Source organism: Hymenobacter caeli (assembly GCF_013294115.1).
Taxonomy (GTDB): domain Bacteria; phylum Bacteroidota; class Bacteroidia; order Cytophagales; family Hymenobacteraceae; genus Hymenobacter; species Hymenobacter caeli.
This window is the reverse complement of sequence record NZ_JABSNP010000002.1, coordinates 283,921-308,981: the sequence shown is the minus strand read 5'-3', so window position 1 is coordinate 308,981 and position 25,061 is coordinate 283,921. Positions and strand designations below refer to the sequence as shown.

Annotated in this window: 26 protein-coding genes; 15 read left to right on the top strand and 11 right to left on the bottom strand. The window is 63.7% G+C overall.

The window, feature by feature from the left end:
- Positions 1-152 precede the first annotated feature (152 nt).
- The 4 genes from hppD to HNP98_RS03025 all read left to right on the top strand — a co-directional run bounded on the left by hppD (position 153) and on the right by HNP98_RS03025 (position 4,702).
- Positions 153-1,283, top strand: coding sequence for a 4-hydroxyphenylpyruvate dioxygenase (gene hppD, locus HNP98_RS03040; RefSeq protein WP_173808572.1), 1,131 nt, complete (start codon positions 153-155; stop codon positions 1,281-1,283).
- 177 nt (positions 1,284-1,460) lie between these two features.
- Complete coding sequence (locus HNP98_RS03035; RefSeq protein ID WP_173808571.1) at positions 1,461-2,627, top strand: homogentisate 1,2-dioxygenase; 1,167 nt, start codon at positions 1,461-1,463, stop codon at positions 2,625-2,627.
- Positions 2,628-2,743: 116 nt separating this feature from the next.
- Positions 2,744-3,973 (top strand): Glu/Leu/Phe/Val dehydrogenase dimerization domain-containing protein, encoded by a 1,230-nt coding sequence (locus HNP98_RS03030; protein WP_173808570.1) that lies wholly within the window; start codon positions 2,744-2,746, stop codon positions 3,971-3,973.
- Between the two features lie 96 nt (positions 3,974-4,069).
- Positions 4,070-4,702 carry an LON peptidase substrate-binding domain-containing protein gene (locus HNP98_RS03025; protein WP_173808569.1) on the top strand — a complete coding sequence of 211 codons (633 nt, stop codon included), beginning with the start codon at positions 4,070-4,072 and terminating at the stop codon, positions 4,700-4,702.
- 209 nt (positions 4,703-4,911) lie between these two features.
- Here HNP98_RS03025 and HNP98_RS03020 read toward each other — a convergent pair whose 3' ends face one another.
- On the bottom strand, positions 4,912-5,727 hold the full coding sequence (locus tag HNP98_RS03020) for a M48 family metallopeptidase (RefSeq protein ID WP_173808568.1): 816 nt from the start codon (positions 5,725-5,727) through the stop codon (positions 4,912-4,914).
- Between the two features lie 171 nt (positions 5,728-5,898).
- On the opposite strand from HNP98_RS03020, the gene HNP98_RS03015 reads away from it, so the two are divergent.
- Positions 5,899-6,321 carry a hypothetical protein gene (locus HNP98_RS03015; protein WP_173808567.1) on the top strand — a complete coding sequence of 141 codons (423 nt, stop codon included), beginning with the start codon at positions 5,899-5,901 and terminating at the stop codon, positions 6,319-6,321.
- A gap of 136 nt (positions 6,322-6,457) precedes the next feature.
- Here the strand turns inward: HNP98_RS03015 and HNP98_RS03010 are convergent, their stop codons facing one another.
- Positions 6,458-6,862, bottom strand: a complete 405-nt coding sequence (locus tag HNP98_RS03010; protein ID WP_173808566.1) for a hypothetical protein — start codon at positions 6,860-6,862, stop codon at positions 6,458-6,460.
- A gap of 249 nt (positions 6,863-7,111) precedes the next feature.
- Complete coding sequence (locus tag HNP98_RS03005; protein WP_173808565.1) at positions 7,112-7,540, bottom strand: cell division FtsX domain-containing protein; 429 nt, start codon at positions 7,538-7,540, stop codon at positions 7,112-7,114.
- A gap of 269 nt (positions 7,541-7,809) precedes the next feature.
- On the opposite strand from HNP98_RS03005, the gene HNP98_RS03000 reads away from it, so the two are divergent.
- Positions 7,810-9,432 carry an ABC-F family ATP-binding cassette domain-containing protein gene (locus HNP98_RS03000; protein WP_173808564.1) on the top strand — a complete coding sequence of 541 codons (1,623 nt, stop codon included), beginning with the start codon at positions 7,810-7,812 and terminating at the stop codon, positions 9,430-9,432.
- A gap of 96 nt (positions 9,433-9,528) precedes the next feature.
- Positions 9,529-10,368: a hypothetical protein gene (locus tag HNP98_RS02995; RefSeq protein ID WP_173808563.1), complete on the top strand. Its 840-nt coding sequence runs from the start codon at positions 9,529-9,531 to the stop codon at positions 10,366-10,368.
- 83 nt (positions 10,369-10,451) lie between these two features.
- Here the strand turns inward: HNP98_RS02995 and HNP98_RS02990 are convergent, their stop codons facing one another.
- Positions 10,452-10,622: a lmo0937 family membrane protein gene (locus tag HNP98_RS02990; RefSeq protein ID WP_173808562.1), complete on the bottom strand. Its 171-nt coding sequence runs from the start codon at positions 10,620-10,622 to the stop codon at positions 10,452-10,454.
- A 159-nt stretch (positions 10,623-10,781) separates the two neighbouring features.
- On the opposite strand from HNP98_RS02990, the gene HNP98_RS02985 reads away from it, so the two are divergent.
- Entirely contained in the window at positions 10,782-11,669 is an 888-nt protein-coding gene (locus HNP98_RS02985) for a 3-hydroxyacyl-CoA dehydrogenase family protein (RefSeq protein WP_173808561.1), read from the top strand.
- 113 nt (positions 11,670-11,782) lie between these two features.
- Complete coding sequence (msrA, locus tag HNP98_RS02980; protein WP_317171029.1) at positions 11,783-12,325, top strand: peptide-methionine (S)-S-oxide reductase MsrA; 543 nt, start codon at positions 11,783-11,785, stop codon at positions 12,323-12,325.
- A gap of 53 nt (positions 12,326-12,378) precedes the next feature.
- Here the strand turns inward: msrA and HNP98_RS02975 are convergent, their stop codons facing one another.
- Positions 12,379-12,810, bottom strand: coding sequence for a hypothetical protein (locus tag HNP98_RS02975; protein WP_173808560.1), 432 nt, complete (start codon positions 12,808-12,810; stop codon positions 12,379-12,381).
- A gap of 9 nt (positions 12,811-12,819) precedes the next feature.
- Positions 12,820-13,656, bottom strand: coding sequence for a 2,3,4,5-tetrahydropyridine-2,6-dicarboxylate N-succinyltransferase (locus HNP98_RS02970; protein WP_173808559.1), 837 nt, complete (start codon positions 13,654-13,656; stop codon positions 12,820-12,822).
- A 91-nt stretch (positions 13,657-13,747) separates the two neighbouring features.
- Here HNP98_RS02970 and HNP98_RS02965 point away from each other — a divergent pair, with 91 nt between their 5' ends.
- The 5 genes from HNP98_RS02965 (at position 13,748) to HNP98_RS02945 (ending at position 19,627) form a co-directional block, all read left to right on the top strand.
- Positions 13,748-14,911, top strand: coding sequence for a glycosyltransferase (locus HNP98_RS02965; RefSeq protein WP_173808558.1), 1,164 nt, complete (start codon positions 13,748-13,750; stop codon positions 14,909-14,911).
- A gap of 82 nt (positions 14,912-14,993) precedes the next feature.
- Positions 14,994-16,004: a 3-oxoacyl-ACP synthase III family protein gene (locus HNP98_RS02960; protein WP_217425626.1), complete on the top strand. Its 1,011-nt coding sequence runs from the start codon at positions 14,994-14,996 to the stop codon at positions 16,002-16,004.
- Between the two features lie 85 nt (positions 16,005-16,089).
- Entirely contained in the window at positions 16,090-16,746 is a 657-nt protein-coding gene (locus tag HNP98_RS02955) for a metal-dependent transcriptional regulator (protein ID WP_173808557.1), read from the top strand.
- Entirely contained in the window at positions 16,743-18,146 is a 1,404-nt protein-coding gene (gene mnmE / locus HNP98_RS02950; protein WP_173808556.1) for a tRNA uridine-5-carboxymethylaminomethyl(34) synthesis GTPase MnmE, read from the top strand. Before HNP98_RS02955 ends, mnmE begins: the two co-directional genes overlap by 4 nt.
- Before the next feature lie 188 nt (positions 18,147-18,334).
- Complete coding sequence (locus HNP98_RS02945; protein ID WP_173808555.1) at positions 18,335-19,627, top strand: citrate synthase; 1,293 nt, start codon at positions 18,335-18,337, stop codon at positions 19,625-19,627.
- Between the two features lie 164 nt (positions 19,628-19,791).
- Here HNP98_RS02945 and HNP98_RS02940 read toward each other — a convergent pair whose 3' ends face one another.
- The 5 genes from HNP98_RS02940 to HNP98_RS02920 form a co-directional block, all read right to left on the bottom strand.
- Positions 19,792-19,983 (bottom strand): DUF4177 domain-containing protein, encoded by a 192-nt coding sequence (locus tag HNP98_RS02940; RefSeq protein ID WP_173808554.1) that lies wholly within the window; start codon positions 19,981-19,983, stop codon positions 19,792-19,794.
- A gap of 70 nt (positions 19,984-20,053) precedes the next feature.
- Complete coding sequence (locus tag HNP98_RS02935; RefSeq protein ID WP_173808553.1) at positions 20,054-20,431, bottom strand: hypothetical protein; 378 nt, start codon at positions 20,429-20,431, stop codon at positions 20,054-20,056.
- Between the two features lie 323 nt (positions 20,432-20,754).
- Positions 20,755-22,680: an OmpA family protein gene (locus HNP98_RS02930; protein ID WP_173808552.1), complete on the bottom strand. Its 1,926-nt coding sequence runs from the start codon at positions 22,678-22,680 to the stop codon at positions 20,755-20,757.
- A gap of 79 nt (positions 22,681-22,759) precedes the next feature.
- On the bottom strand, positions 22,760-23,341 hold the full coding sequence (locus HNP98_RS02925; RefSeq protein ID WP_217425638.1) for a 7-carboxy-7-deazaguanine synthase QueE: 582 nt from the start codon (positions 23,339-23,341) through the stop codon (positions 22,760-22,762).
- Between the two features lie 235 nt (positions 23,342-23,576).
- Positions 23,577-24,494, bottom strand: a complete 918-nt coding sequence (locus HNP98_RS02920; protein WP_173808550.1) for a bifunctional 5,10-methylenetetrahydrofolate dehydrogenase/5,10-methenyltetrahydrofolate cyclohydrolase — start codon at positions 24,492-24,494, stop codon at positions 23,577-23,579.
- 100 nt (positions 24,495-24,594) lie between these two features.
- Between HNP98_RS02920 and HNP98_RS02915 the strand changes: the two genes are divergently transcribed.
- Positions 24,595-25,011, top strand: a complete 417-nt coding sequence (locus HNP98_RS02915; RefSeq protein ID WP_246274930.1) for a DUF5684 domain-containing protein — start codon at positions 24,595-24,597, stop codon at positions 25,009-25,011.
- Positions 25,012-25,061: the final 50 nt, after the last annotated feature.

The window sequence follows — 25,061 nt, the reverse complement described above, 5'->3', positions numbered from 1 at the left end:
CTACCGCGTCAGTAATTCTGATTAGTGAAGCAATAGCGATGCTTCGGCTCCACTTCGTTTCGCTCAGCATGACGGCCTAATTAATACCAATAAGCCAGAACATCACCTGTAGATCCGCCTCCATCCCGCCCTTTTTATCCCACCCCCGCCCCATGGAACCCCAAGTAGCCCAAGCCCTTCAGCAGCGCGCCGCCGCCGATTTCCTGCCCCTGCTCGGCACCGACCACCTCGAATTTTACGTGGGCAACGCCAAGCAGGCGGCCTACTACTACAAGGCGGCCTTTGGGTTCCAGACGGTGGCCTACGCGGGGCCCGAAACGGGCGTGCGCGACCGCGCCAGCTACGTGGTGCAGCAGGGCAAAATCCGGCTGGTGCTGACCACGGCCATGCACTCGGGCCACGAAATTTCGGAGCACGTGCGCCAGCACGGCGACGGCGTTAAAATCCTGGCCCTGTGGGTGGACGATGCCTACGCCAGCTACGAGAAAACCATGAGCCGCGGCGCCCGCAGCTACCAGGAGCCCCGCACCCTCACCGACGCCCACGGCGAAGTGCGCACGGCCGGCATCTACACCTACGGCGAAACGGTGCACCTTTTCGTGGAGCGCCGCAACTACCGCGGCGCCTTCATGCCGGGCTACGTGGCCCAGGAATCGGGCTTCAACCCCGCCCCCGCCGGCCTGCTGCACGTGGACCACTGCGTGGGCAACGTGGGCTGGAACCGCATGAACGAAACCGTGAAGTGGTACGAGGACGTGATGGGTTTCGCCAACATCCTAAGCTTTGACGACAAGCAGATTACGACCGAATACTCGGCCCTGATGAGCAAGGTGATGAGCACCGGCAACGGCTACGTGAAGTTCCCCATCAACGAGCCCGCCGAGGGCAAAAAGAAGTCGCAGATTGAGGAATACCTGAATTTCTACGAGGGCGAGGGCGTGCAACACATCGCCGTGGCCACCGACGACATCATCGGCACGGTGCGCGAATTGAAAAGCCGCGGCGTGGAGTTCCTGAACACCCCCGACAGCTACTACGACAACCTGCGCGCCCACGTCGGCCAAATCGACGAGGACGTGGAGGCCCTGCGCCACCTGCGCATCATGGCCGACCGCGACGAGGAAGGCTATTTATTGCAAATCTTCACAAAGCCGGTGGAAGACCGCCCCACGGTGTTCTTCGAAATCATCCAGCGCAAAGGCGCCAAAAGCTTCGGCGCCGGCAACTTCAAGGCCCTGTTCGAGAGCCTGGAGCGCGAGCAGGACCGCCGGGGCAATTTATAGGCACTAATCGTCCAACGGGGCGCCTAACCCCCCGGCCCCTCTCCGTGGGAGAGGGGGGGGTGTAAGGAAGTTTTTGACTGATTTCATTCGCAAATCGTTCGGCTCCCCCTCTCCCACGGAGAGGGGGCCGGGGTGTGAGGCGCCCCGTTGAACAATAATCTTTTCCCACCCACCCAGATGCCCATTTACCACAAGCTTGGCCAACTGCCGCACACGCGCCACACGGTATTTGAGAAGCCTGGGGGCGGGCTGTACTACGAGCAGCTATTCGGCACCATCGGCTTCGAGGGCACATCGTCGCTGATGTATCACCTGCGCCGGCCCACGATGGTGAAAGAAGTGCTGGGCGAGACGGATTTAACTCCGAAAATTGCGGTGGAAAAGAACATTAAAGCGCGCTTGATCAAGGGGTTCCAGGTAGCGCCGCAGGACGATTATTTAGGGGCCCGGACGCCGGTGCTGGTGAACGGCGACGTGCACATTTCGCTGGCCGCGCCGCGCCACTCGCTGACGGAATATTTCTATAAAAACGCCGACGCCGACGAGCTGCTATTTATTCACCGGGGCCCCGGCACGCTGCGCACACAGCTGGGCAACATCCGTTTCGAGCCCGGCGACTATCTATTAATTCCGCGCGGAATTATTTATCAAATTGCATTTGATTCGGAGGACAACCGGCTATTAATTACCGAGTCGTTCCACCCCATTTATACACCCAAGCGCTACCGCAACCACTTCGGCCAGCTGCTGGAGCACGCGCCCTATTCGGAGCGCGATTACAAGCTGCCCACCGAGCTGGAAACGCACGACGAGCTGGGCGACTTTATCATTAAGATCAAGAAGCAGGGCGTGCTACACGAGCTGCTGTACCCGTCGCACCCGTTTGATGTGGTGGGCTGGGACGGGTATAATTACCCCTACGGAATTAATATCCGTGATTTCCAGCCCATTACCGGCAAGGTGCACCAGCCGCCGCCCGTGCACCAGCAGTTTGAGACGAAGGCGTTCGTGGTCTGCTCGTTCGTGCCGCGGCTGTTCGATTACCACCCGCAGGCCATTCCCGCGCCCTACCACCACTCCAACATCGACTCCGACGAGCTAATTTACTACGTGGACGGCGACTTTATGTCGCGCAACAACATCGCGCCGGGCCACCTCACGCTGCACCCCGGCGGCATTCCGCACGGCCCCGCGCCGGGGGCCTACGAGCGCAGCATCGGCAAAACCGGCACCGACGAGTGGGCCGTGATGATTGACACCTTCCGGCCCCTGATGCTGACCGAAGCCGCCATGGCCCTGGACGACGGCGCCTACTACAAATCGTGGCTGGAACCGCTTATTTAATTGAAAAACGGTCATGCTGAGCGCAGCCGAAGCATCTCTCCCGCGGCAATAATCATAATTAGCTACGCGGGAGAGATGCTTCGGCTGCGCTCAGCATGACGAATTTAAAGTCACTCATGAAAGAATTACTCGCTCAATTCGAGCAGAAGCGCCCCGAAATCGTTTTTGAATGGCAGGACCCCGAAACCGAAGCCGAGGGCTGGGTGGTGATTAACTCGCTCCGGGGCGGGGCGGCCGGCGGCGGCACCCGCATGCGCAAGGGCCTGGACCAGCGCGAAGTGGAGAGCCTGGCCAAGACGATGGAAGTGAAATTCACCGTGTCGGGGCCCGCCATCGGCGGGGCCAAGTCGGGCATCAACTTCGACCCCCAGGACCCCCGCAAGCGCGGCGTGCTGGAGCGCTGGTACAAGGCCGTAATTCCCTTACTAAAAGCTTACTACGGCACCGGCGGCGACCTGAACGTGGACGAAATCCACGAAGTCATCCCCCTCACCGAAGACTACGGCCTCTGGCACCCGCAGGAGGGCGTGGTGAACGGCCACTACCGCGCCACCGAGCCCCAGAAAATTCAGAAGCTCGGCCAGCTCCGCCAGGGCGTCGTAAAGGTGCTGGAGGACGCGGCCTACTCGCCCAGCCTGGCCCGCAAGTACACCGTGGCCGACCTCATCACCGGCTACGGCGTGGCCGAGGCCGTGCGCCACTACTACGCCCTGTGGCCCGGCGCGGCGGTGGCCGGCAAGCGCGTCATCATCCAGGGTTGGGGCAACGTGGGCGCGGCGGCGGCTTACTACCTGGCCAGCCAGGGGGCCCGCATCGTGGGCATTATCGACCGGGCCGGGGGCCTGCTGCGGCCCGCCGGGCTGCCGCTGGAAGAGGTCAGGGCCCTGTTTCTGGGCCGCGACGGCAACGCGCTGCACGCGCCCGATATGCTCTCGTTTGAGGAAGTGAACCGGCAAATCTGGGCAGCCGGGGCCGAGATTTTTGTGCCCGCCGCCGCCTCGCGGCTCGTCACGCAGGCGCAGGTAGGGGCCCTGGTGGCCAGCGGCCTGGAAGTAATTTCGTGCGGGGCCAACGTGCCGTTTGCCGACCCGGCCATCTTTTTCGGGCCCACCGGCGAGTGGGCCGACGCGCACTGCGCCGTCATCCCCGACTTCATCGCCAACTGCGGCATGGCCCGCGTGTTTGCCTACCTGATGGAAACCGGGGCCGAAATTACCGACCAGGCTATTTTCCAGGACGTGTCGCGCGTCATCGAAGCGGCCCTGGCCCGCACCCACCGGCAGAGCGCCGCGCCCACCGGCCTGGCCCAACGCTCGTTCGAGATGGCGCTGCGGCAGCTGGTATAGGGCCCCGGGGCCGAACAAAGCGCGGCGGTGCGGCGTTGTCGCCGGGCTGGCGTATCATTGGGCACCGCCCCCGCCGCCCTGGCTTACTTTCGTTTTATGCGCTTCATTCCACTCTTCCCCCTCAACCTCGTCGTCTTCCCGGGCGAAAAGCTCAACCTGCACATCTTCGAGCCCCGCTACCGCCAGCTGGTGCGCGACTGCCTGGAAAACGACATTTCCTTCGGCATCCCGCCGTTCCTCGACAACCAGCTCAGCGAGCTGGGCACCGAGATGCGCTTGGTAAATGTGGAGAAATCGTACGCCAACGGCGAGCTGGACATCCGCAGCCGCGCCGTGGGCGTGTTCCGGCTGCGCAAGTTTGAGCGGCAGGCCCCGGGCAAGCTCTACGCCGCCGGCCAAATCGAGGAAATCGTGCAGGACGAGGAATCCGACCCGCTGCTGCGCCAAATCATCACTGCCCAGGTGCGCCAGCTCTACGAGGCCCTGGGCCTGAAAAAGCTGCTCCTTGAGCTGGCCCCCGACTACCGCATCTTCGACATCGCCCACCACGTGGGCTTCAGCACCGAGCAGGAATACCAGCTCCTGGCCACCACCAGCGAAACCGAGCGCCAGCACCTGGTGCGCGAGCACCTCGACCGCACCCTGCCCGTAGTACTCGAAACCGAGCGCCTAAAGGAGCGCGTGCGCCTGAACGGCCACTTCAAGGAGCTGATTCCGCCTAATTTCTAGACCGCAGATTAAGTGGATTTAACGGATAAGAACGGATTTCTAAAGCCGCTTACTTGCAACCAAAAAGGCCACTCATCGAGTGGCCTTTTTAATTTGGTTTTATTGCCGTACTGGTGGAAATTGAGGTCTTGGACTACCCACTTACCGCCTAATTGAAGGCATCAGAAATCCGTTCTTATCCGTTAAATCCACGTAATCTGCGGTTCAGACTACTGTTTCAGTCCTGCCGGCACCCCCTGCGGGAATTCCTGGGCAATTTCCTGCTGCAAGTGGCCGATGCGGTTGCCGGGGTTGGGGTGGGTGCTGAGGAACTCGGGCTGGCCGCCGCTGCCGCCCTTGCTGTCGAGCATTTCCATCACCTTAACCATAGCGCGGGGGTCGTAGCCGGCTTTGGGCGTGAACTCCGTGGCCAGCTCGTCGGCCTGTAGTTCGTCGGCGCGGCTGAAGTTCAGGCTCACCACCTTCACGATGGCGGCGGCCACGGCCGCGCTGGCCACCGAGCGGCCGGGGTTGTTGGGGTCGTAGCTGGCGATGGTGGCGGCCCCGGCCAGGCCTTGCGTGAGGTTGGACTTGGCCACCTGCTGGGCCGAGTGGCGGGCCACCACGTGCCCGATTTCGTGGGCCAGCACGCCGGCCAGCTGGCCTTCCGAGGTCAGGTTTTTCAGCAGGCCCTGGGTGATGAACACCTGCCCGCCGGGCAGCGCAAAGGCGTTAATGGTCTGGTCGTCGGCCAGCAAGTGAAACTGAAACTTGTAGGGCGTTTGGCCGGCCTTGGTGTGGCTGATGATATTTTGGCCCACCTGCTGCACTGCTTGGGTGGCCTGCGCGTTGGTGCTTTCGCCGCCGTATTGCTGCTCCATGCTGGGGGCCGCTTGCACACCCAGGGCTATTTCCTGGTCGGGCGTCATGCTGCCCACGTGTTGTTTTTCGCCGGTTACCTCGTTGGTAGACGTGTTAAAGTAATAGCTAATCAGGGTGACGGCGGCCACAATGAGGCCGATAATGAAGCGTAAATTGAGGCGCATGGCCAAGGGAAATGAAGGGTGAACAACCAGCGACGAACTCCGCCGCCAAAGCTCCTCTAACGCACCGGTAGCACCGGGGTTATGGCCCCGGGGGGCGCGGGGCGAATTTCGGCGGGCCGGGGCCACCTTTGCGGCCGTGTTCACCCTTGCTTCGCCATGCCTTTCTTGCCCTTGTCTCTGAATTTTTGCCGGGCGCTGCGCCGGCCGGGCCCCGTGGCCGCGGCGGCGCTGCTGTCCCTGGGAAGCTGCGGCCACGCCATTCCGCCCCTGCCGGGCTTTGTGCCCGCGGCCTGGCGGGCCGACGCCTACGGCTGCCAGGGCCGCCGCGCCGCGCTGCTCCCCGCCCTGCTCAAGGCCCGCGACCGGCTCTACCTTACCCGCGCCGACGACATCACCGCCCTGCTCGGCCACCCCGACGAGGAAGAATTGCGCGAAGGCACCGAGAAAGTGTACATCTACTACCTCGTGCCGGGCCCCCAGTGCCAGCCCGGCCACCGCCGCTCGGCGGCCCCGTGCCTGCGCCTGCATTTCGGCCCGCTGGGCACCGTCACCGACATCCTGGCCGACCCGGCGGCCCCCGGGGCCGGGCAGTAACGGCCCAATGGCGACGCGGTGTTGGCGGGGTGCGCGCCCGCACGCTCAACGCCTGCTGCCGGACGAATGGCTAACCCAAAAAAGGCCCACCAAGTAGTTGGTGGGCCTTTTTGAAATAAATGAATCACGGGCTTTTTTAGCCGCGGCCGTTCCCCGTGTCGGCGGGCAGGTTGGGTGCGCCCTGCTCCTGGTGGAGCTGGCTGAGCTGCGAAGCCGACAGGATGCGGCTGCACTCCTGCTCGTACTGGGCGTCCAGTTCGGCGAGGCGGGCGGTGCGGCCGGTATCGTCGGCTTTGAAGTACGTGTTGATTTCGCCCAGCTGGGCCACGCGGGTGCGGTTGATGGCGTACAGCTTCACGTACTGCCCCTCGTTGAGGTGCAGGCGGTTCGACATTTGGCGGGTAAGGTCAGCGGCTTCCGCGCTGAACACCGGGCCGTTTTGCACGGGGCGCTCGATGGTGGTGCGGTCCTTAAACTGCGCGTGGGCAGGGACGTAGGCCAGGGCGAACAAAACGATGAGGGCGAAAAACTTGGCTTTCATAAAGACGTTGGTTGAAAAAGAAGCGCAAAAAGCGAAAATTGCAGCGGATTAATAAAAAATAGTCTTTCTAAAAAATACAATACTCAATAAGCCAGCTTGGGTACAGCTTACTCGCCGCAAACTACTGAATGGCCCTTATACGTTCCATTTTTTAATAGATTTTTACAAATATATTCAATAATACAAAAAAAAACCAGTTCCGTACAGAACTGGCTCTAAATCACTGAAAAATGCAACGCCAGGGCGGCGTTAATCCTCGTTCTTCATGGGGTCCGGCGCGTCTTTCTTGAAGTACTGCATGGCGATGAGCGAGGTGATAACGCCCGTCATGGAGCCCATCAGGATAATGGCCAGAAAAGCCAGCACCACCGACAAGTCGAAGCCGAAAAGGTCGCGCACCCGCGTCAAGTTCATTGCCTGCGGCAAAACAACGGAAAGCACCACGAAGCCCAGGCCCAGCACTACTGAGGCCACCAGCGCCGTGACGATGCCCGTACTGAAGCCCTCGAAATAGCCTAACTGGCCCTTGTTGTCCTTAAAGCGGCGGGCAATGGCCAACGTGGTGCCGCCCACCAGCATTAGCAGGTCGATGCTGCCCGCTTCGATGCGGTAAAAAAAACCGAGCAGTGCCGCCACGGCGGTGTACCCAACGAGCACGACCCCGGTGAATATGCCCATGCTAAAAGTACTTTTTTGGGTAATGGGTGGGGCCGTGGCCATAAGCAAGGAAGCGGGTAGGGTGAGAGAACAGTGACCGTTTATACTGCCTTTGCCGGCCGGATGTTCGGTTCCAGGCCCCGGAAAAAAGGCCGGGCACCATTCGCGGGGCCCGGCGGTTGGGGAACGGGCCAGCAGGCGCGGTTTTCGGGCCGGGCCCGCCGTGCGTAAATTTGGGGCCCGGCGCGGCGGCCCCTTGCCTTGTTTCTTCATTTTTTTGCGTTCGTTACATGATTTCCACCTCCAACGTGAGCCTGCGCTACGGCAAGCGCGTGCTGTTCGAAGACGTCACCGTTAAATTCCTGCCCGGCAACTGCTACGGCCTCATCGGGGCCAACGGGGCAGGCAAGTCCACGTTCCTTAAAATCCTCTCCGGCGAGCTGGAGCCCAACACCGGTGCGGTGGAAATGCCGGCCGGCCAGCGCCTAGCGGTGCTCAAGCAAAACCAGTTTGCCTACGACGACCAGCAGGTGCTGCCCACCGTGATTCAGGGCCACCAGCGCCTGTACGCGGTGATGAGCGAGAAGGACGCGCTCTACGCCAAGGCCGACTTTTCGGACGCCGACGGCGAGCGGGCCGCCGTGCTCGAAGGCGAGTTTGCCGACCTGGAAGGCTGGAACGCCGACTACGAAGCCGCCGAGCTGCTCAGCGGCCTGGGCATCACCGAAGACAAGCACTACAGCCTGATGTCGGACCTCGGGGCCTCCGAGAAAGTGCGCGTGCTGCTGGCCCAGGCCCTGTTCGGCAACCCCGACGTGCTGCTGCTCGACGAGCCCACCAACAACCTGGACGCGGAGAGCGTGCTGTGGCTGGAAAACTTCCTCGACGGCTTCCAGAACACGGTGATTGTGGTGAGCCACGACCGCCACTTCCTCGACGCCGTGTGCAACTACATGGCCGACCTGGACTTCTCCAAAATCACGATGTACCCCGGCAACTACACCTTCTGGTACGAGAGCAGCCAGCTGGCCCTGCGCCAGCGCCAGGACGTGAACAAGAAAACCGAGGACAAGCGCAAGGAGCTGGAAGAGTTCGTGCGCCGCTTCTCGGCCAACGCCAGCAAGAGCAAGCAGGCCACGAGCCGCCAGAAGCTGCTGCAAAAGCTGACGCTGGAGGAGATTAAGCCCAGCTCGCGCCGCTACCCGTACATCGCCTTTAAGAGCGAGCGGGAGCCGGGCAACCAGCTGCTGAGCGTGGAGAATGTGAGCGCCAAGGTGGACGGCAAGCATGTGTTTAAAAACGTGAGCTTCTCGCTCGACAAGGGCGACAAGGTGGCCATCGTGGGCCGCGACGACCGGGCCGCCTCCCTCCTGTTTGATATTTTGTTCGGCGAGGCCAAGGCGGCCACTGGCGAGTACAAATGGGGCACCACCATCACGCCCAGCTACTTTCCCAAGGAAAACAATGGTTTTTTCCAGTCGGGCGAAATGAACCTGGTGGACTGGCTGCGGCAGTATTCGGTGGAAAAGGACGAGAGCTTCGTGCGCGGCTGGCTGGGCCGGATGCTGTTTTCGGGCGAAGAATCGCAGAAGAAATCGAATGTGCTGAGCGGGGGCGAGAAAGTGCGCTGCATGCTGAGCAAGATGATGCTGGAAAGCGGCAACGTGCTGGTGCTCGACGACCCCACGAACCACCTGGACCTGGAGAGCATCCAGGCCCTGAACAACGCCCTGCGCGACTACCCGGGGGCCATGCTCTTCGCCTCGCACGACCTGCAGTTCATCGACACGGTAGCCAACCGCATCATCGAGCTGACGCCCGACGGCATCCTCGACCGGCGCATGAACTACGAGGAATACCTGGCCGACGACACGCTGAAAACCCAGCGCCAGAAAATGTACCAGCTGGCGTAGCTTTTGCGTTAAACGACCGGGCACGAAACCCGTCAAACAGGCGTTTACCGGCTTGATAAGCAAGTTTTTCTGCGCTTTACCCCTCATTTTTTCTTCATGAAGTATTCGTTGTTCGCGCTGCTGGCGCTGGGGATTTCGGTGGGCCGGGCCCAGGCCCAGGACAAGCCCGTGCTGGGGGCGCCCCCGGTGGTAATTCCCGCGCCCGCCCCGGCGCCGGCGCCCGTGCCGACCCAGCCGGCTACCGCTCCCGAGATTCCGGTGTACACCGCGCCGGCCCCCGCTACCACTCCGGCCCCCGCGCCCGCGCCCGGCCAGTACCAACCGCCGGGCCAGTACCAGCCCCCCGTTAGCAACGAGCCCAGTTCCACCAGCCCCTCGGGCCTGGAGCTGCCCGGCCGCGAGGTGGCCCGCCGCCAAGCTCGGGAACACGCCCAGGCCAACACCAAGTTCTTCATCTACAGCGGCTTCGGCCTGGGCTACAGCTCGTACGCCGGCTACAGCCAGTTTAGCGGCAGCATTTCGCCCGCGCTGGGCTACCGCGTCACCGACCGCCTCTCGGTGGGCCCCGGCCTCAGCTACGCCTACAACAACTACGGCTTCGGGGGCAACGGCTACGGCCCCACCACGCACATCGGGGCCAACAACATCGGGGTGAAGGTGTTCGGGCAATTCCGGGTCATCGACCAGTTCTTCATCCACGCCGAGTACGAGAGCACCCGCGCCCAGCTGCTGGAGGTGGACAACAACGGCTACCTGACCGGCCGCACGGTGTCGCGCACGGTGCAAACGCCGCTGGCCGGCGTCGGCTACCGCCAGAACTTCAGCCCCCGCGCGGCGGCCGACATCCTGCTGCTCTACAACTTCCAGGACGACTACAACAGCATTTACCCCAACCCGGTCATCCGGTTCAACTTCCTGTTCAACATCGGGAAGTAGGGCCCCGGGCCACGCACAAAAAAGCCCTCCTGCCGTAGCAGGGGGGCTTTTTTGTGCATTCAACTTAAACGATTCCGCCTTAGTTATACCGCGTTGCGGCCGCTGATGACGCGGAACAGGACGGCGATGATGGCAATTACCAGCAGAATGTGGATGAGGCCGTTGCTTTGAATGCCGGTGCCCATTACCCCAAAAAAGCCGAGGGCCCAGATGATGATGCAGATGACGGCGATGATGTACAAGAGATTGCCCATGATGAAAAGAGTTGTTTGGAAAGGTGAGAGTGTGTTGTGGGCTTTGTACGGCGAGGGTTTTAAAAAAGATATGGATAATTCCAAACATTTTTCGAAGCGGCCGGTTGGGCCGCCCGTAGCTTTGCGGATTCCCATTCCCACCACTCTTTTTTTTATAGTATGAACGTCGCCGTAATCGGTTCCGGCACCATGGGCAACGGCATCGCCCACGTGTTTGCGCAGCACGGCTTTGCCGTGGCCCTCGTGGACGTGCAAGCCCCGGCCCTGGACCGGGCCCTGGCCACCATCGCCCGGAACCTCGACCGCCAGGTGGCCAAGGGCACCCTGGCCGAGGCCGACAAAACCGCCACCCTGGGCCGCATCCGGCCCTGCACCACCATCGCCGAGGGCGTGGCCGACGCGGAGCTGGTGGTGGAAGCCGCCACCGAAAACGTGGACCTCAAGCTCCAGATTTTCCGCGAGCTGGACCGGCACGCGCCCGCCGGGGCCCTGCTGGCCAGCAACACGTCGTCCATCTCCATCACCCGAATCGCGGCCGCCACCCAGCGCCCGGCCCAGGTGATTGGCATGCACTTCATGAACCCCGTGCCCGTGATGCAGCTCGTGGAAGTGATTCGCGGCTACGCCACCTCCGACGAAACCACGGCCCGGGTAATGGACCTGGCCCGCCAGCTCGGCAAAACGCCCACCGCGGTGAACGACTACCCGGGCTTCGTGGCCAACCGCATCCTCATGCCGATGGTTAACGAGGCGATTATCAGCCTGTTCGAGGGCGTGGCCGGCGTGGCGGAAATCGACACGGTGATGAAGCTGGGCATGGCCCACCCGATGGGCCCCCTGCAACTGGCCGATTTCATCGGCCTCGACGTGTGCCTGGCCATCCTGCGGGTGCTGCACGAGGGCCTGGGCAACCCCAAGTACGCCCCCTGCCCCCTGCTGGTGAACATGGTGATGGCCGGCCGCCTGGGCGCGAAATCGGGCGAAGGCTTCTATAAATACACCGCGGGCTCGAAGGAGCTGGTGGTGGCCCCGTACTTCGCCAAGTAGCGGCTCCGCCGGCCCTAGGCCCCGGCCGAACCACGGCCCGGCTTTGCGCGTTATACCAGCGGCTTCCGGCACTCGCCGGGGGCCGTTTTTTCATTGACTTAATTCGCAATCCCGTGACTGAACATGCATTATTTGGGGCCGGCTGCTTTTGGTGCGTCGAGGCCGTTTTCCAAAACCTAAAGGGCGTGGAAAAAGTGGTGTCCGGCTATGCCGGGGGCCGCAACAAAAACCCCACCTACAAAGAAGTGTGCAGCGGCCTGACCGGCCACAACGAGGTGATTGACATCGCCTTCGACCCGGCCGTCATCAGCTACAAAGAGCTGCTCGAAATCTTCTGGAAAACCCACGACCCGACCACCCTTAACCGCCAGGGCAACGACGTGGGCACCCAGTACCGCTCGGCCGTGTACTACTTCAGCGACGAGCAAAAGCAGCTCGCCGAGGAATACAAGCAGAAGCTCAACGACGGCCACGCCTTCCCGAACCCCATCGTAACGGAAATCACCGCCGCCCCGGAGTTTTACCCCGCCGAAAACTACCACCAGAACTACTTCAACCTGCACGGCCACGAGCCCTACTGCCAGTTCGTAGCCAAGCCCAAAGTGGACAAGGTGAAGGCGCTGTTTGGGGAGAAGCTGAAGGAAGGCGTGGCGTAATTATCGTTGCGTTTCAAATAAAAAAGCCCGCTGGTTAGCGGGCTTTTTTGTTGTTATTTCTTTGATAAGTAAAGGTGCATCTTATCCAATTCTGCCTTCGTCCAACCTGTCATACCGGAAGTAAGAGTGAAAATAATTTGTTCATCAGCGTAACAAACAAGTTCCATCCAAGAGCTTCCTCGTGCTCCATAGCGCATTTTCCACTCGCTTCGTAATCGGATATAATTTATATTTTCAGCCTGATACCGAAATAACAAGCAATAACTCAATACCTGGGGGTTTTTATCTATCTGAATGTACTTAGGCGGCGGACTAATTATTAAGTAAACGAAAAATAACGCATCTATAATCAGCATAATGTAAGGCTCTTCGCCGTTCGACATTGGATGGTGACCCAAATGAGAAACTAGCGCCACAAAGGCAACTAATAAATCAATAAGTACCACATTCCAAATGATGGTTCGGTAGCTTATTTTGAATTTCATGTACTTAATCTATACGCTCACCCCAAAGTCCCGTAGCGCATCGTTCAGACTCGTTTTCAAGTCCGTGCTGGGCTTGCGCTGGCCGATGATTAAGGCACAGGGTACCTGGTATTCGCCGGCGGGGAACTGCTTGGGGATGGAGCCGGGGATGACGACCGAGCGCGGGGGCACGTAGCCTTTGTATTCTTTGGGCTCGGGGCCGGTCACGTCGATGATTTTGGTGCTGCCGGTGATGGTGACGCCCGCGCCAATCACGGCTTCCTTGCCGATGCGGCAGCCTTCGACCAGGATGCTGCGCGAGCCGATGAAGGCCCCGTCTTCGATGATGACGGGGGCCGCCTGCACGGGCTCCAGCACGCCACCGAGGCCCACGCCGCCGCTCAGGTGCACGCCCTTGCCCACCTGGGCGCAGCTGCCCACGGTGGCCCAGGTGTCCACCATCGTGCCCTCGCCCACGTAGGCCCCGATGTTGGTGTAGCTGGGCATGAGGATGACGCCGGGGGCCAGAAACGCGCCGTAGCGGGCCACGGCGGGCGGCACCACGCGCACCTGCTGGCCGGCGTAGTCGGTTTTGAGCCGCATTTTGTCGTGGTACTCGAAGGGGCCCACTTCCTGGGTGCTCATCTGGCGCAGGGGGAAGTAGAGGATGACGGCCTTCTTCACCCACTCGTTGATGGTCCACTCGCCGCCGTCGGCGGCCGGGGGCGTGGCCACGCGCAGGCGGCCCTTGTCCAGCTCTTCGATGACGGCCTCGATGGCGGCTTTCGTGGCGGCGTGGGGCAGCAGGGCGCGGTCGGCCCAGGCGGCTTCTATCGTGGTTTGCGCGGCGGCGGAATCAAAGGACATAAAAAACGGGAAAGCGGGAAAAATGAATCCGGGGCAAAACTAGCATCTTTGGCCGCCACCGCCGCCCGGCGGGCTCCTACTGCTATTCCCTGTGGCCGATCCGCGCCTCGTCGTCCTGCTCGCCTCCGTGCTCAAGCCCGTGGACGAGCCGCGGATGCGGGGCAAGTTCGCCGAAACGCTGCTGGAGCACCCCGGCGTGCAGGTGCACGTGGCCGGCCGGGGCCCCGGGACCGGTGGGGCCGAGGCAGGGGGCCGGCTGCATTCCCACGCCATTTTCCAGGGTTCGCGGCTGGGGCTGAGCCGCTTGGGGGCCCAGGGGCGCTACTGGCAGCTGCTGCGGCACCTGCGGCCCGAACTGGTCATCGTGCACGCCCCGGAGCTGCTGCCCCTTACGCTGCTGTGGCAGTGGCGGGGAGCCGGCCGGCGCTTTATCTACGACATCCAGGAGAATTTTGCCCTCAACGTCCGCACCCAGCGCATCTACGGGCCCTGGGTGGGCCGGGCGCTGGCCGGGGCCCTGCGGCGCGTGGAGGCCTGGGCCGCCCGCCGCGCCGCCGGCCTGGTGCTGGCCGAGGCCAGCTACGCCGCCGAGCTGCCGTTTCTGGCGCGGGCCACGGGCCCCGTGGTGGTGCTCGAAAACAAGTACCAGCCCGCCCCCGGCGAAACGCCGCCCGCCGCTGCCCGCCCGCTGCCCGGCCCCGGCGAGCCGCTGCAATTGCTGTTCTCGGGCACCTTATCGGAACTGAGCGGCGTGCGCGAGGCGGTGGCCCTGGCCGAGGCCCTGCACGCGGCCCGGCCGGGCGGGGCCCACCTAACCGTGGTGGGCTTCTGCCAGCAGCCGGCCTTGTTGCAATGGCTGACGGAACGGGCCGCGGCGCACCCGGCCCGGCTGACGCTGGCCGGCGGGGCCCGGCCCGTGCCCCACGCGGCCGTGGTGGCGGCCATCGGGCGGGCGCACCTGGGCCTGCTGGCCTACCGCCCCCACCCCAGCTCGGAACGATGCCAGCCCACCAAGCTGTTCGAGTACCTGGCCCTCGGCCTGCCGCTGCTGGTGCCGCCCAACCCGCGGTGGGCGGCGTCGGTGCGGGCCCACGGCGCGGGCCTGGTCGTCGATTTTGCTGACCCGGCCGGGGCGGCGGCGGCCGTGCTGGCGGGCCTGGCCACGGGGCCCGTTTTTTACCCGCAGGGGCCCCCGGCCGGGGCGCGGTGGGCCGCGGAGGGCAAAAAATTATTGGCCCTGCTGCATTTATCCTGAATAAGCTGCCAACTTTGCGGCCCTTTTTACCGGGCCGCTCCCCGTTCTTTTCCCCTCTGTCCCACCCTCTTCCCCTTGCTGCATGGCTACTTTGCGTCATTCCGAAATTGCCGGCGTCGGCCACTACGTGCCCAGCCGGGTGGTGAAAAACGCCGAGCTGGAGCCCCTGCTCAACACCTCCGACGCCTGGATTCAGGAGCGCACCGGCATCCAGGAGCGGCGCTGGTTCGAGCAAGGCACCGACACCACGGCCAACATGGGGGCCCGCGCCGCCCGCCGGGCCCTGGCCATGGCCGGCCTCCAGCCCGCCGACGTGCAGCTCATCGTGTTTGCCACGCTCTCGCCCGATTATTTCTTCCCCGGCTCGGGCGTGTTGCTCCAGCGCGAGCTGGGCATCACCAACAACTGCGCGGCCCTCGACGTGCGCAACCAGTGCTCGGGCTTCATTTACGCGCTGTCGGTGGCCGACCAGTTTGTGCGCACCGGCATGTACGACACGGTGCTGGTGGTGGGCTCGGAAATCCACTCTTCGGGCCTCGACAAAACGCCCAACGGCCGGGGCGTGGCCGTCATCTTCGGCGACGGCGCGGGGGCCGTGGTGCTGCGGCCCAGCACCCGCGACGGGGCCGGCATCCTCAGCACGCACCTGCATTCGCAGGGCGAGTTTGCCGAAGAATTGATCGTGAAAGAGCCCAGCTCGAACTACGAAGGCCGCGTGGCGCACGTGCTGGATAACGCCGCCGACCTCTACCCCTACATGAACGGCCAGAACGTGTTCAAGCACGCCGTGGTGCGCTTCCCGCAGGTCATCAAAGAGGCCCTGGACGCGAACGGCTACCAGCCCACCGACCTCGATTTATTCATTCCGCACCAGGCCAACCTGCGCATCACGCAGTATGTGCAGCAGAAAATGGGCCTGCCCGACGACAAGGTGTTCAGCAACATCCAGCGCTACGGCAACACCACCGCCGCCAGCATCCCGCTGGCCCTGAGCGAGGCCGTGGAGCAGGGCAAAATCCAGCGCGGCGACCTGCTGTGCCTGGCCGCCTTCGGTTCGGGCTTTACCTGGGCCTCGGCGCTGATTAAGTGGTGATTTTTTAGCTGATGGCTGTTAGCTATTGGCTTTTTTTACTTTCTCAAAAGCTAGCAGCTAACAGCCATCAGCTAAAAGCTAAAAAATGACCATCACCGAAGAAAACTACCTCAAGGCCATTTGCAAGCTTTCGGAGGCGGAGCCGGCGGCGGGCGTGAGCACCAACCGCATTGCGGGGGCCCTGGCCACGCGCCCGGCTTCGGTGACGGACATGCTGCGCCGCTTGTCCGACAAGGGCTTGCTCGACTACGAGAAGTACCGCGGCGTGCAGCTCACCGACGAAGGGCGGCGGCTGGCGCTGCTCACCATCCGGCGGCACCGGCTGTGGGAAGTGTTTTTGGTGCAGCAGCTGGGCTTCAACTGGGACGAGGTGCACGAAGTGGCCGAGGAGCTGGAGCACGTGCAGTCGCCGCTGCTGATGCGGCGGCTCGACGCCTTCCTGGGCCACCCCGCCCTCGACCCCCACGGCGACCCCATTCCGGCCGAGGACGGGGCCATGCGCCGCCCCGCCCACCGCCTGCTGGCCGACCTGGACGCCGGCGAGCGCGGCACCCTCACGGCGGTCAAAAACACGTCGGGGCCCTTCCTGCAATACCTCGACAAGGTGGGCCTGCAGCTGGGGGCCCTGGTGGAGGTGCTCGACAAAGTAGCCTTCGACCACTCGCTGGAGCTGCGCGTGAACCGGGAGCGCACCGCCCTGGTCTCGGCCGAAGTGAGCCGCAATCTGTTTGTGACGGCGTGACCCAGCTTTTTTCTGATACCATCGTGGCGCTGTCCACGCCGCCCGGCGCGGGGGCCCTGGCCGTGGTCCGCCTCTCGGGGCCCGACGCGGTGGGGCTGGTGGCAGGCGTGTTTTCCAAGCGAAACCTGGCGGCGCAGCCCGGCCACACGCTGCACTACGGCACCATCCGCGACCCGGAAGGCGGCGCGGTCATCGACGAAGTGGTGGTGGCGCTGTACCGGGCCCCGCGCTCGTTCACGCGGGAGGACGCGGTGGAAATCAGCACCCACGGCTCTGATTACGTGGTGCGGCAGCTGCTGGCGCTGCTGCTGCGCCGCGGGGCCCGCCTGGCCGAGGCCGGCGAGTTCACCAAGCGCGCCTTCCTCAACGGGGCCCTGGACCTGGCCCAGGCCGAGGCCGTGGCCGACCTCATCGCCGCCGACTCGGCCCTGAGCCACCGGGTGGCCCTGAACCAGCTGCGCGGCGGCTTCTCGCAGGAGCTGCGGGCGCTGCGCGGCCGGCTCGTCACGTTCGCCTCGCTGCTGGAGCTGGAGCTGGACTTTGGCGAGGAGGACGTGGAATTTGCCGACCGCACCGGCCTGCGGGCCCTGCTGGCCGAGGTGGCCGGGCGGGTGGCGGCGCTGCTGCGCTCGTTCGAGCTGGGCAACGTGATTAAGAACGGCATCACCGTCGTCATCGCCGGGCGGCCCAACGCGGGCAAGTCCACGCTGCTCAACGCGCTGCTGCGCGAGGAACGGGCCATTGTGTCGGCCGTTCCGGGCACCACGCGCGACTTCATCGAGGACGAGGTGAGCCTCGACGGCCTGCGCTTCCGCTTCGTGGACACGGCCGGCCTGCGCGACGACCCCGCCGACGAGGTGGAGGCCATCGGCGTGCAGCGCACCCGCCAGCGCATCGGCCAGGCCGCCCTGCTCCTCTACCTTTTCGACCTGACGGAGCTGACGCCCGCCCAGGTACAGGCCGAGATTGGGGCCCTGACGGCCGCGCACCCCGCCCTGCCGGTGCTGGCCGTGGGCAACAAGCTGGACCTGGCCGGCGCTGAGCAGTTGGCCCGCTTTGAAGATTTGGTAGTGGACGGCACCGCTGCCGTGCGGCTGGCCGCCGCGCGGGGCCAGGGCCTGGAGGCGCTGCAAGCTGCCCTGCTGGCCCGCGTGCGCGGCGCGGGCCTGGCCGGCCACGCCGGGGCTACTATTGTGACGAACGTGCGCCACGCCCGGGCCCTGGCCGTGGCCGCCGGGCACCTGGCGGCCGTGCAAGCGGGCCTCGACGCGGGCCAGGGCACGGAGCTGCTGGCCGCCGACCTGCGCCACGCGCTGGGGGCCCTGGGCGAAATCACGGGCGAGATTTCGTCGGACGATTTGCTGACCAGCATCTTCACCCAGTTCTGCATCGGCAAATAAGGAAGGTCGGCCCCGTTTGGGGCCCCGTGGCCGTATGGTTAGGCACCCCAATGGGACCGGCCAGCGCGAACCGGCCGTGACTATTTTTGTACGAATTGTATCATAAAGCCGGCGCGGGAAGTACAAGGCTTGCCGCCCAGGCCGTAGCTTCGCCCCCGGTACCCACCCTTATATTTTCCTTATCGCACATGGCAGAATCTGCTGAACTCATCCTCGACGGTAAATCCATTAGCCTCCCCGTCATCGAGGGCACCGAGCACGAAAAAGCTTTTGACATCGGCAAGCTGCGCGACCAGACCGGCTACGTCACCCTCGACTCGGGCTACAAGAACACCGGGGCCACCAAAAGCGCCATCACGTTCCTCGACGGCGAGGAGGGCATATTGCGCTACCGCGGCTACCCGATTGAGCAGCTGGCCGAAAAGTCGTCGTTTATCGAAGTGGCGTACCTGCTGATTTACGGGGCCCTGCCCACGGCGGCCCAGCTGGCCGACTTTGGCGGCCGCATCACCAAGCACACGCTGGTGCACGAGGACATGCGCAAGATTTTCGACGGCTTCCCGAGCAGCACGCACCCGATGGCCATCCTGAGCAGCCTCACCTGCGCCCTCACCGGCTTCTACCCCGAGAGCCTCAACCCCAACCAGACCGCCGAGGAGTTCGACCTGAACATCGTGCGCCTGCTGGCCAAAATCTCCACCATCGCCGCCTGGACCTACAAGAACTCGGTGGGCCACCCGCTCAACTACCCCCGCAACGACCTCGACTACACCTCCAACTTCCTGTACATGATGTTCAGCTTCCCCACGGAGAAGTACGAAATCAACCCGTTGGTGGTGAGTGCGTTGAACAAGCTGCTCATCCTGCACGCCGACCACGAGCAGAACTGCTCGACCAGCACGGTGCGCCTCGTGGGCTCGGCCAACGCCAGCCTCTACGGCTCGGTGTCGGCGGGCATCAACGCGCTGTGGGGCCCCTTGCACGGCGGGGCCAACCAGGAGGTAATTGAGATGCTGGAAGCCATCGAGAAAGACGGCGGCGACACCAGCAAGTTCATCAACAAGGCCAAGGACAAGAACGACTCGTTCCGCCTGATGGGCTTCGGCCACCGGGTGTACAAAAACTTCGACCCGCGTGCCAAAATCATCAAAAAGGCTGCCGACGAGGTGCTGCAAGCCCTGGGCATGCAGGACAGCCCGCTGCTGAAAATTGCGCAGGAGCTGGAGCAAGCCGCCCTCACCGACCCCTACTTCATCGAGCGCAAGCTCTACCCGAACGTGGACTTCTACTCGGGCATCATCTACAAGGCCCTGGGCATCCCCACCGAGATGTTCACGGTGATGTTCGCCGTGGGCCGCCTCCCCGGCTGGATTGCCCAGTGGAAGGAGATGCGCGAAAACAAGGAGCCTATTGGCCGTCCCCGCCAGATTTACGTGGGCGAGCTGGAGCGCGACTACGCCGCCATTGGCGAGCGGGCCTAGGTTTCAGGGCTCCGCGCCTGCTCAGAAATTGCCAGTCCGCTTCGGTAGGGCTGGCTTTTTTTTGCCCCTCGGCCGCGGCCTGGGCCAACCGTGGCGCGGCGTAAAGGCGCATCCGGATGTCCCTGCACCGTTTCGCCGGCCAAATATTCAACGCCCGGAGCGGTTCAAGCAATTTCGCGTTTGAGCGTGACGAGCAGGCCGCGGGCCTGGCTGCGGGTGAAATCCGTTTCGACCACTGCCACTACCTCCCAACCCTCGCGGCCCAGGGCGTTGAGGTGGTCGTTCAGGCCTTGGTAATCGAGGCCGCCGAAGAAGCCACCGTTGACGTCCAGCAGGCGGTATTCAAATTTTCGCATGGCTCAAAGAACGGCGGTTTTTAACGGCGCGGCCGGCAATCCCCGGGGCCAGCGGGGCCCCGGGCGCGCGCTACAGGCGGTGCGCAGTAAAGCTGTTGCGCAGGTTTTGGTAGGCCACCACCTGGGCGGGGCGCAGCAGGCCGGCCAGCGCGGCCTCGTAGCGCTGCTGGGCCGCAGCCAGGGCCTGGTCGCGGGTGGCGGGGGCGGCCCCGCTTAGGCTGATTTCCAGGGCCTGGCGCTCGGCCAGCATGCGCAGGTGCAGGGCCCGCACCTTGATGTACTGGGCTTCGTCGAGGGGCACGCGGCCGGCCAGGGCCCGGGTGAGGCCGTTGGCCCGCGCCACGGTGGCGGGGGCGTACGCGGTGGGGTCGTCGGGGCCGGCGGCCGGGGCGACCGGTTGGGCACCGAGGCCGGCAACCAAGCAGAACGTAGCGAAGAAGTTGTACATGGGGCGAGAGAAAAAGGTGGTGGAGAAAATTCTGGCTAGCGCCACCGCCCAACCCAGTGGGCCAGCGGCTTGGCTTCTCCAAACGTAATCCTGTTTTTCGTCCGGCCAAGAAGCGCCGTTTTGGGCCATTTTCTCACCCGCCCATTCCGCACATTCACAATAATCTGCTGATTATCACATTTTTATTTTTAATCGGAAAACTTGGCGTTTACGCTCGCACCGCGTCGCTCCGGCCGGCTTAGCCAAACGATTCTTCCCGGAATGCCAAACTATTTTTACTTACCTCAAGCCTTGCTTGAAGTGAAAGTACACGAGCGGGGCGGCTACAGGATGCGCAGCTCGATGCGGCGGTTCAGGCGGCGGTTGGCGTCGTTGTCGTTGGCCCCCAGCGGGCGGGTGGCCCCGTAGCCTTTGGCCCGCAGGCGCGCGGCTGGCACGCCGTGCGCCGTGAGGTAGGCGACCACCGCCTGGGCCCGGCGCTCGGACAGCTGCAGGTTGGCCGCGTCGGTGCCCACGTTGTCGGTGTGGCCCGACACTTCGATTTGCACGTCCTGGTACTGGCGCATGAACTCGATGAGGCGGTTCAACTCGGTGCGCGAGCGGGGCTCCAGCTCGTACTTGCTGGTGTCGAAGAACAGGTTGTTGAGCACCACGCTGCGGCCCGCCCGCACGGGGTCGAGGTAAATGTCGAGCGCGGACGGGTTGAACTGCTGCTTGCCGGCGTAGTCGAAGCTCAGGCTTTTGAGCAGGTACTTGTCGGCGGCGGCGTACATGGCGTAGCGGTGGCCGTCGTTGAGCACGGCGGTGTACTCGCCGGTCTCGGGGTCCGACACCACGAACTGCGTGAGGGCATCGGTGTCTACGTCGTAGATTTTCACCTCGGCCCCCAGCGGCTTTTTCGTGGCGGCGTCGAACACCCGGCCTTGGGCGTAGGTGCTCGTTTCCCGCGCCTTGGCCTCGGCCGGCACGTCGAAGCCGTAGAGCTGCACGCCCCGCTCGCGCGGGGGCCCACCGGGCGTGGCCGGCCGCTCGTCGGTCAGCTGGGTGCGCGAATAAAAGCCGCGCTGGTTGTCGGAGGAAATAAAGAGCGAAGCTTCGTCCTCGAATGTGTTGAGCGGGTAGCCCAGGTTGCGGGGCACGCCCCAGGCCCCAGGGGCAGTTTTTTCGCTCCGAAACACGTCGAGCCCACCCATGCCCACGAGTCCGTCGGTGACGTAGTACAGCGTAGTGCCGCTGGCGTGGATGAACGGGGCCATGTCCTTGCCGGGCGTGTTCACGGGGGTGCCCAGGTTTTGGGCGGGGGCCCAGGCCCCGTCGGCCTGCAAGGTGGTCACGTAGATGTCTTCCTGGCCCTGGCCGCCCCTGCGGGTCGAGGTGAAGTAGAGCGTGCGGCCGTCGGCCGACAGCGAAGGCTGCGAGTCCCACTCCGGCGAGTTCACGGCCACGCCCAGGTTCAGGGGCGGGCTCCAGGTGTTGCCGGTGCGCCGCGATATGTACAAGTCGCAGTTGCCGATGCTCTTGGGCCGGTCGCAGGAGGCAAACACCAGCGTTTTGCCGTCGCCCGAAATCGTGCCGGCCCCTTCGTTGTAGCTCGAATTAATGGCGGGCGCGATGCCCATGGGCGGGCTGAACGTGCCGTCGGCCGCCCGCCGGCTCACGAACAGGTCTTCGCCGCTGGCCGCCATGGGCCGCCCCGTGAACAGCAGGAACCGGTTGTCGGCCGTTAGGGTCGGGAAGTACTGAAACTTGAACGCATTGAGGGGCGCGGCCAGGGGCGCGGGGGCCGCGCCCACGGGGTGCTTCAGGGCCTCCTCGGCAAACTCGCAGGTGCGCAGGCCGCGCTCGGCCACGGTGCGGGCGCGGGCCACTTTGGTGCCTACTTTCAGCAGCTGGCGGTAGGCCACGGCGGCCGTGGCGTAGTCGCCGTATTGCAGGCCCAGGTCGCCGAGCAGCAGGTACTGGGGGGCCCGGGCGGCCTCGGGCGGCACCTTGGCCAGGCCCTCGCGGTAGGCAGCCAGGGCCCCCCGCGTGTCGCCCTCGGCTTTGAGCAGCGAACCTTTCAGGAGCCAGCCTTCGCCGAGCGACGGAAACTTTTGGGTTAACACGCCCAGCGTTTCCAAGGCCTTGCCGAATTCGCGGTTTTTGGTTTGCTCCTGGGCCTTTTCGTAGAGGCCCCGGGCCTTGTTGTTGCTGATGACCGGCGGCGCAACGCCCTGAGCCTGTACCCCTACCGCCCCGCCCAGGACCATCAAAAAAGCCAACCCTCCGGTCCGCGCATAGCGCCGACACCCACCCCAGAAAGCGACCATTTTCAGCATAGCCCGCAAACTACGGAATGTCGAGGTATTTATGCGTCTGCAACGATACTTGCCAGCGCGGATTTGCTTTGACGTACTCGATGATGGCCGGCGTGACGCCGGCGGCCCGGCTCCACTCGGGTTGCAGGTACAGGCGGGCGGTGGGCGGCACCTGGGCCGCGTGCGCCTCGGCCCAGGCGAAGTCCGACGCGTTGAACACCACCACCTTTAGCTCGTGGGCAGCGGCCAGCACCTCGGGCCGGGGGGCCTTGAACTTCTTCGGCGACACGCACACCCAGTCCCAAGTACCCGACAGCGGATGGGCCCCGGAAGTTTCGATCCAGGTTTGGCAGCCGGCGGCGCGCAGGGCGGCCGTCAGGGGCCCGCAGTCGTGCATCAGCGGCTCGCCGCCCGTCACGACCACGTTGCGGCCGGGGTGCGCCAGCACGGCGGCCACCAGGTCGGCCACGGCCTGCCGGGGGTGGGCGTCGGCGTCCCACGATTCTTTCACGTCGCACCACACGCAGCCCACGTCGCAACCGCCCAGGCGGATGAAGTAGGCCGCCCGCCCGGTGTTAAACCCTTCGCCCTGAATGGTGTAAAACTGCTCCATCACGGGCAGCACGGCCCCGGCGGTGGGCTGGGAGATGATGGGCAAGACGGCGAGCAAATCGGTAACGGCAGACATAAGCAAACAAAAAGGGGCGCGACTTGCGTCAACGCCCGGGGCGCGGCCGGGGGTTCCGGTCACCCAAATTTACGAGCAGTGAGTTGGTGAATGAATGGGTGAATGATTTTCCCCTGTATCATTCATTCACCCATTCACTAACTCACCCATTCACTCATTGCTACTTTTTAGGATAAACGGCCCCGGTGGCGGCCCGCAGCGTGTTCAGCAGCAGCATGGCGATGGTCATGGGCCCCACGCCGCCGGGCACGGGCGTGATGCGCGAAGCCAACGGGGCCACCTCGGCGAAATTCACGTCGCCTTTCAGGGTAAAACCGGACTTCTTGTTGGCGTCGGTCACGCGGGTCGTGCCCACGTCAATCACCACCGCGCCGGGCTTCACCATGTCGCCCGTCACGAACTCGGGCCGGCCGATGGCGGCCACGATGATGTCGGCCTGCCGGCAGATTTCGCGCAGGTTTTTGGTGCGCGAATGGCATAAAGTAACGGTGCAGTTGGCCGTATCCAAATTCTTGGCTAACAAGATACTAACTGGCGTTCCCACAATGTTGCTACGCCCGATGACTACGCAGTGCTGGCCGCTGGTTTTGATGCCCTGGCGGGCCATTAGCTCCACGATGCCGGAGGGCGTGGCGGGCAGCAGCGCGGGCAGCCCGGCCACCATGCGGCCCAGGTTCATGGGGTGGAAGCCGTCCACGTCCTTGTCGGGCCGGACGGCTTCGATGACCTTTTCGGCGTCGATGTGCTTGGGCAGCGGCAGCTGCACGATAAAGCCGTCGATGGCCGGGTCCTCGTTCAGGGCCGCCACCTGGGCCAGCAGGTCGGCCTCGGTAATGTCGTCTTCGAAGCGCAACAGGGTGCTGTCGTAGCCAACCCGCTCGCAGGCCAGCACTTTGTTGCGCACGTAGGTTTCGGAGCCGCCGTCGTGCCCCACCAGGATGGCGGCGAGGTGCGGGGCCCGCTGGCCGGTGGCGGTGAGTTGGGCCACGGCCGCGGCAATCTCAACTTTGATGTCCTCGGCGGTTTGCTTGCCGTCGATGAGGTGGGGAGCAGTGGGCGCGGGGGCAGTCGGGGTCATGTTGGAAACGGGAACGGGGGTATCAATTTATAAAAAGGTATATATTGGCGCACGAAAGTGTAACCCCAACCCTAAACCACCTTTTATTATGCACAGTCAATTGCTTGTACTTTTCGGCAGCTTCTTCGGGGCGCTGTTCGGGTTGGTTTTCGGCCTGCTGTACTTGGCTTTCATCGGGGCCGTGGTTTACGGCATGTGGAAGACGTATGAGAAAGCGGGCAAGCCCGGCTGGGCCTGCCTGATTCCCATTTACAACCTCGTGATATTGCACGAAATAGTGGGCCGGGAGACGGTAAAGCTGCTGTTTCTGTTCATTCCGTTCGTCAACCTGTACTTCATCATCACGCTCTACGTGAGTCTGGCCAAATCCTTCGGCAAACGCGAAACGGGCGAAATCATACTGTCTATTTTCTTCTGGCCGTTCTACCTCGGGCTGGGCGACGCCCGGTACGTGGGCCCCAGCGAGGGCCCCGGCACGGCGGCCAGCAGCTTTGGCACCGCGCCCACGTCGTATTAGCCGCCGCTTGCCGCCGCCACGAAAAGGCCGGCTTCCTCGCGGGAGCCGGC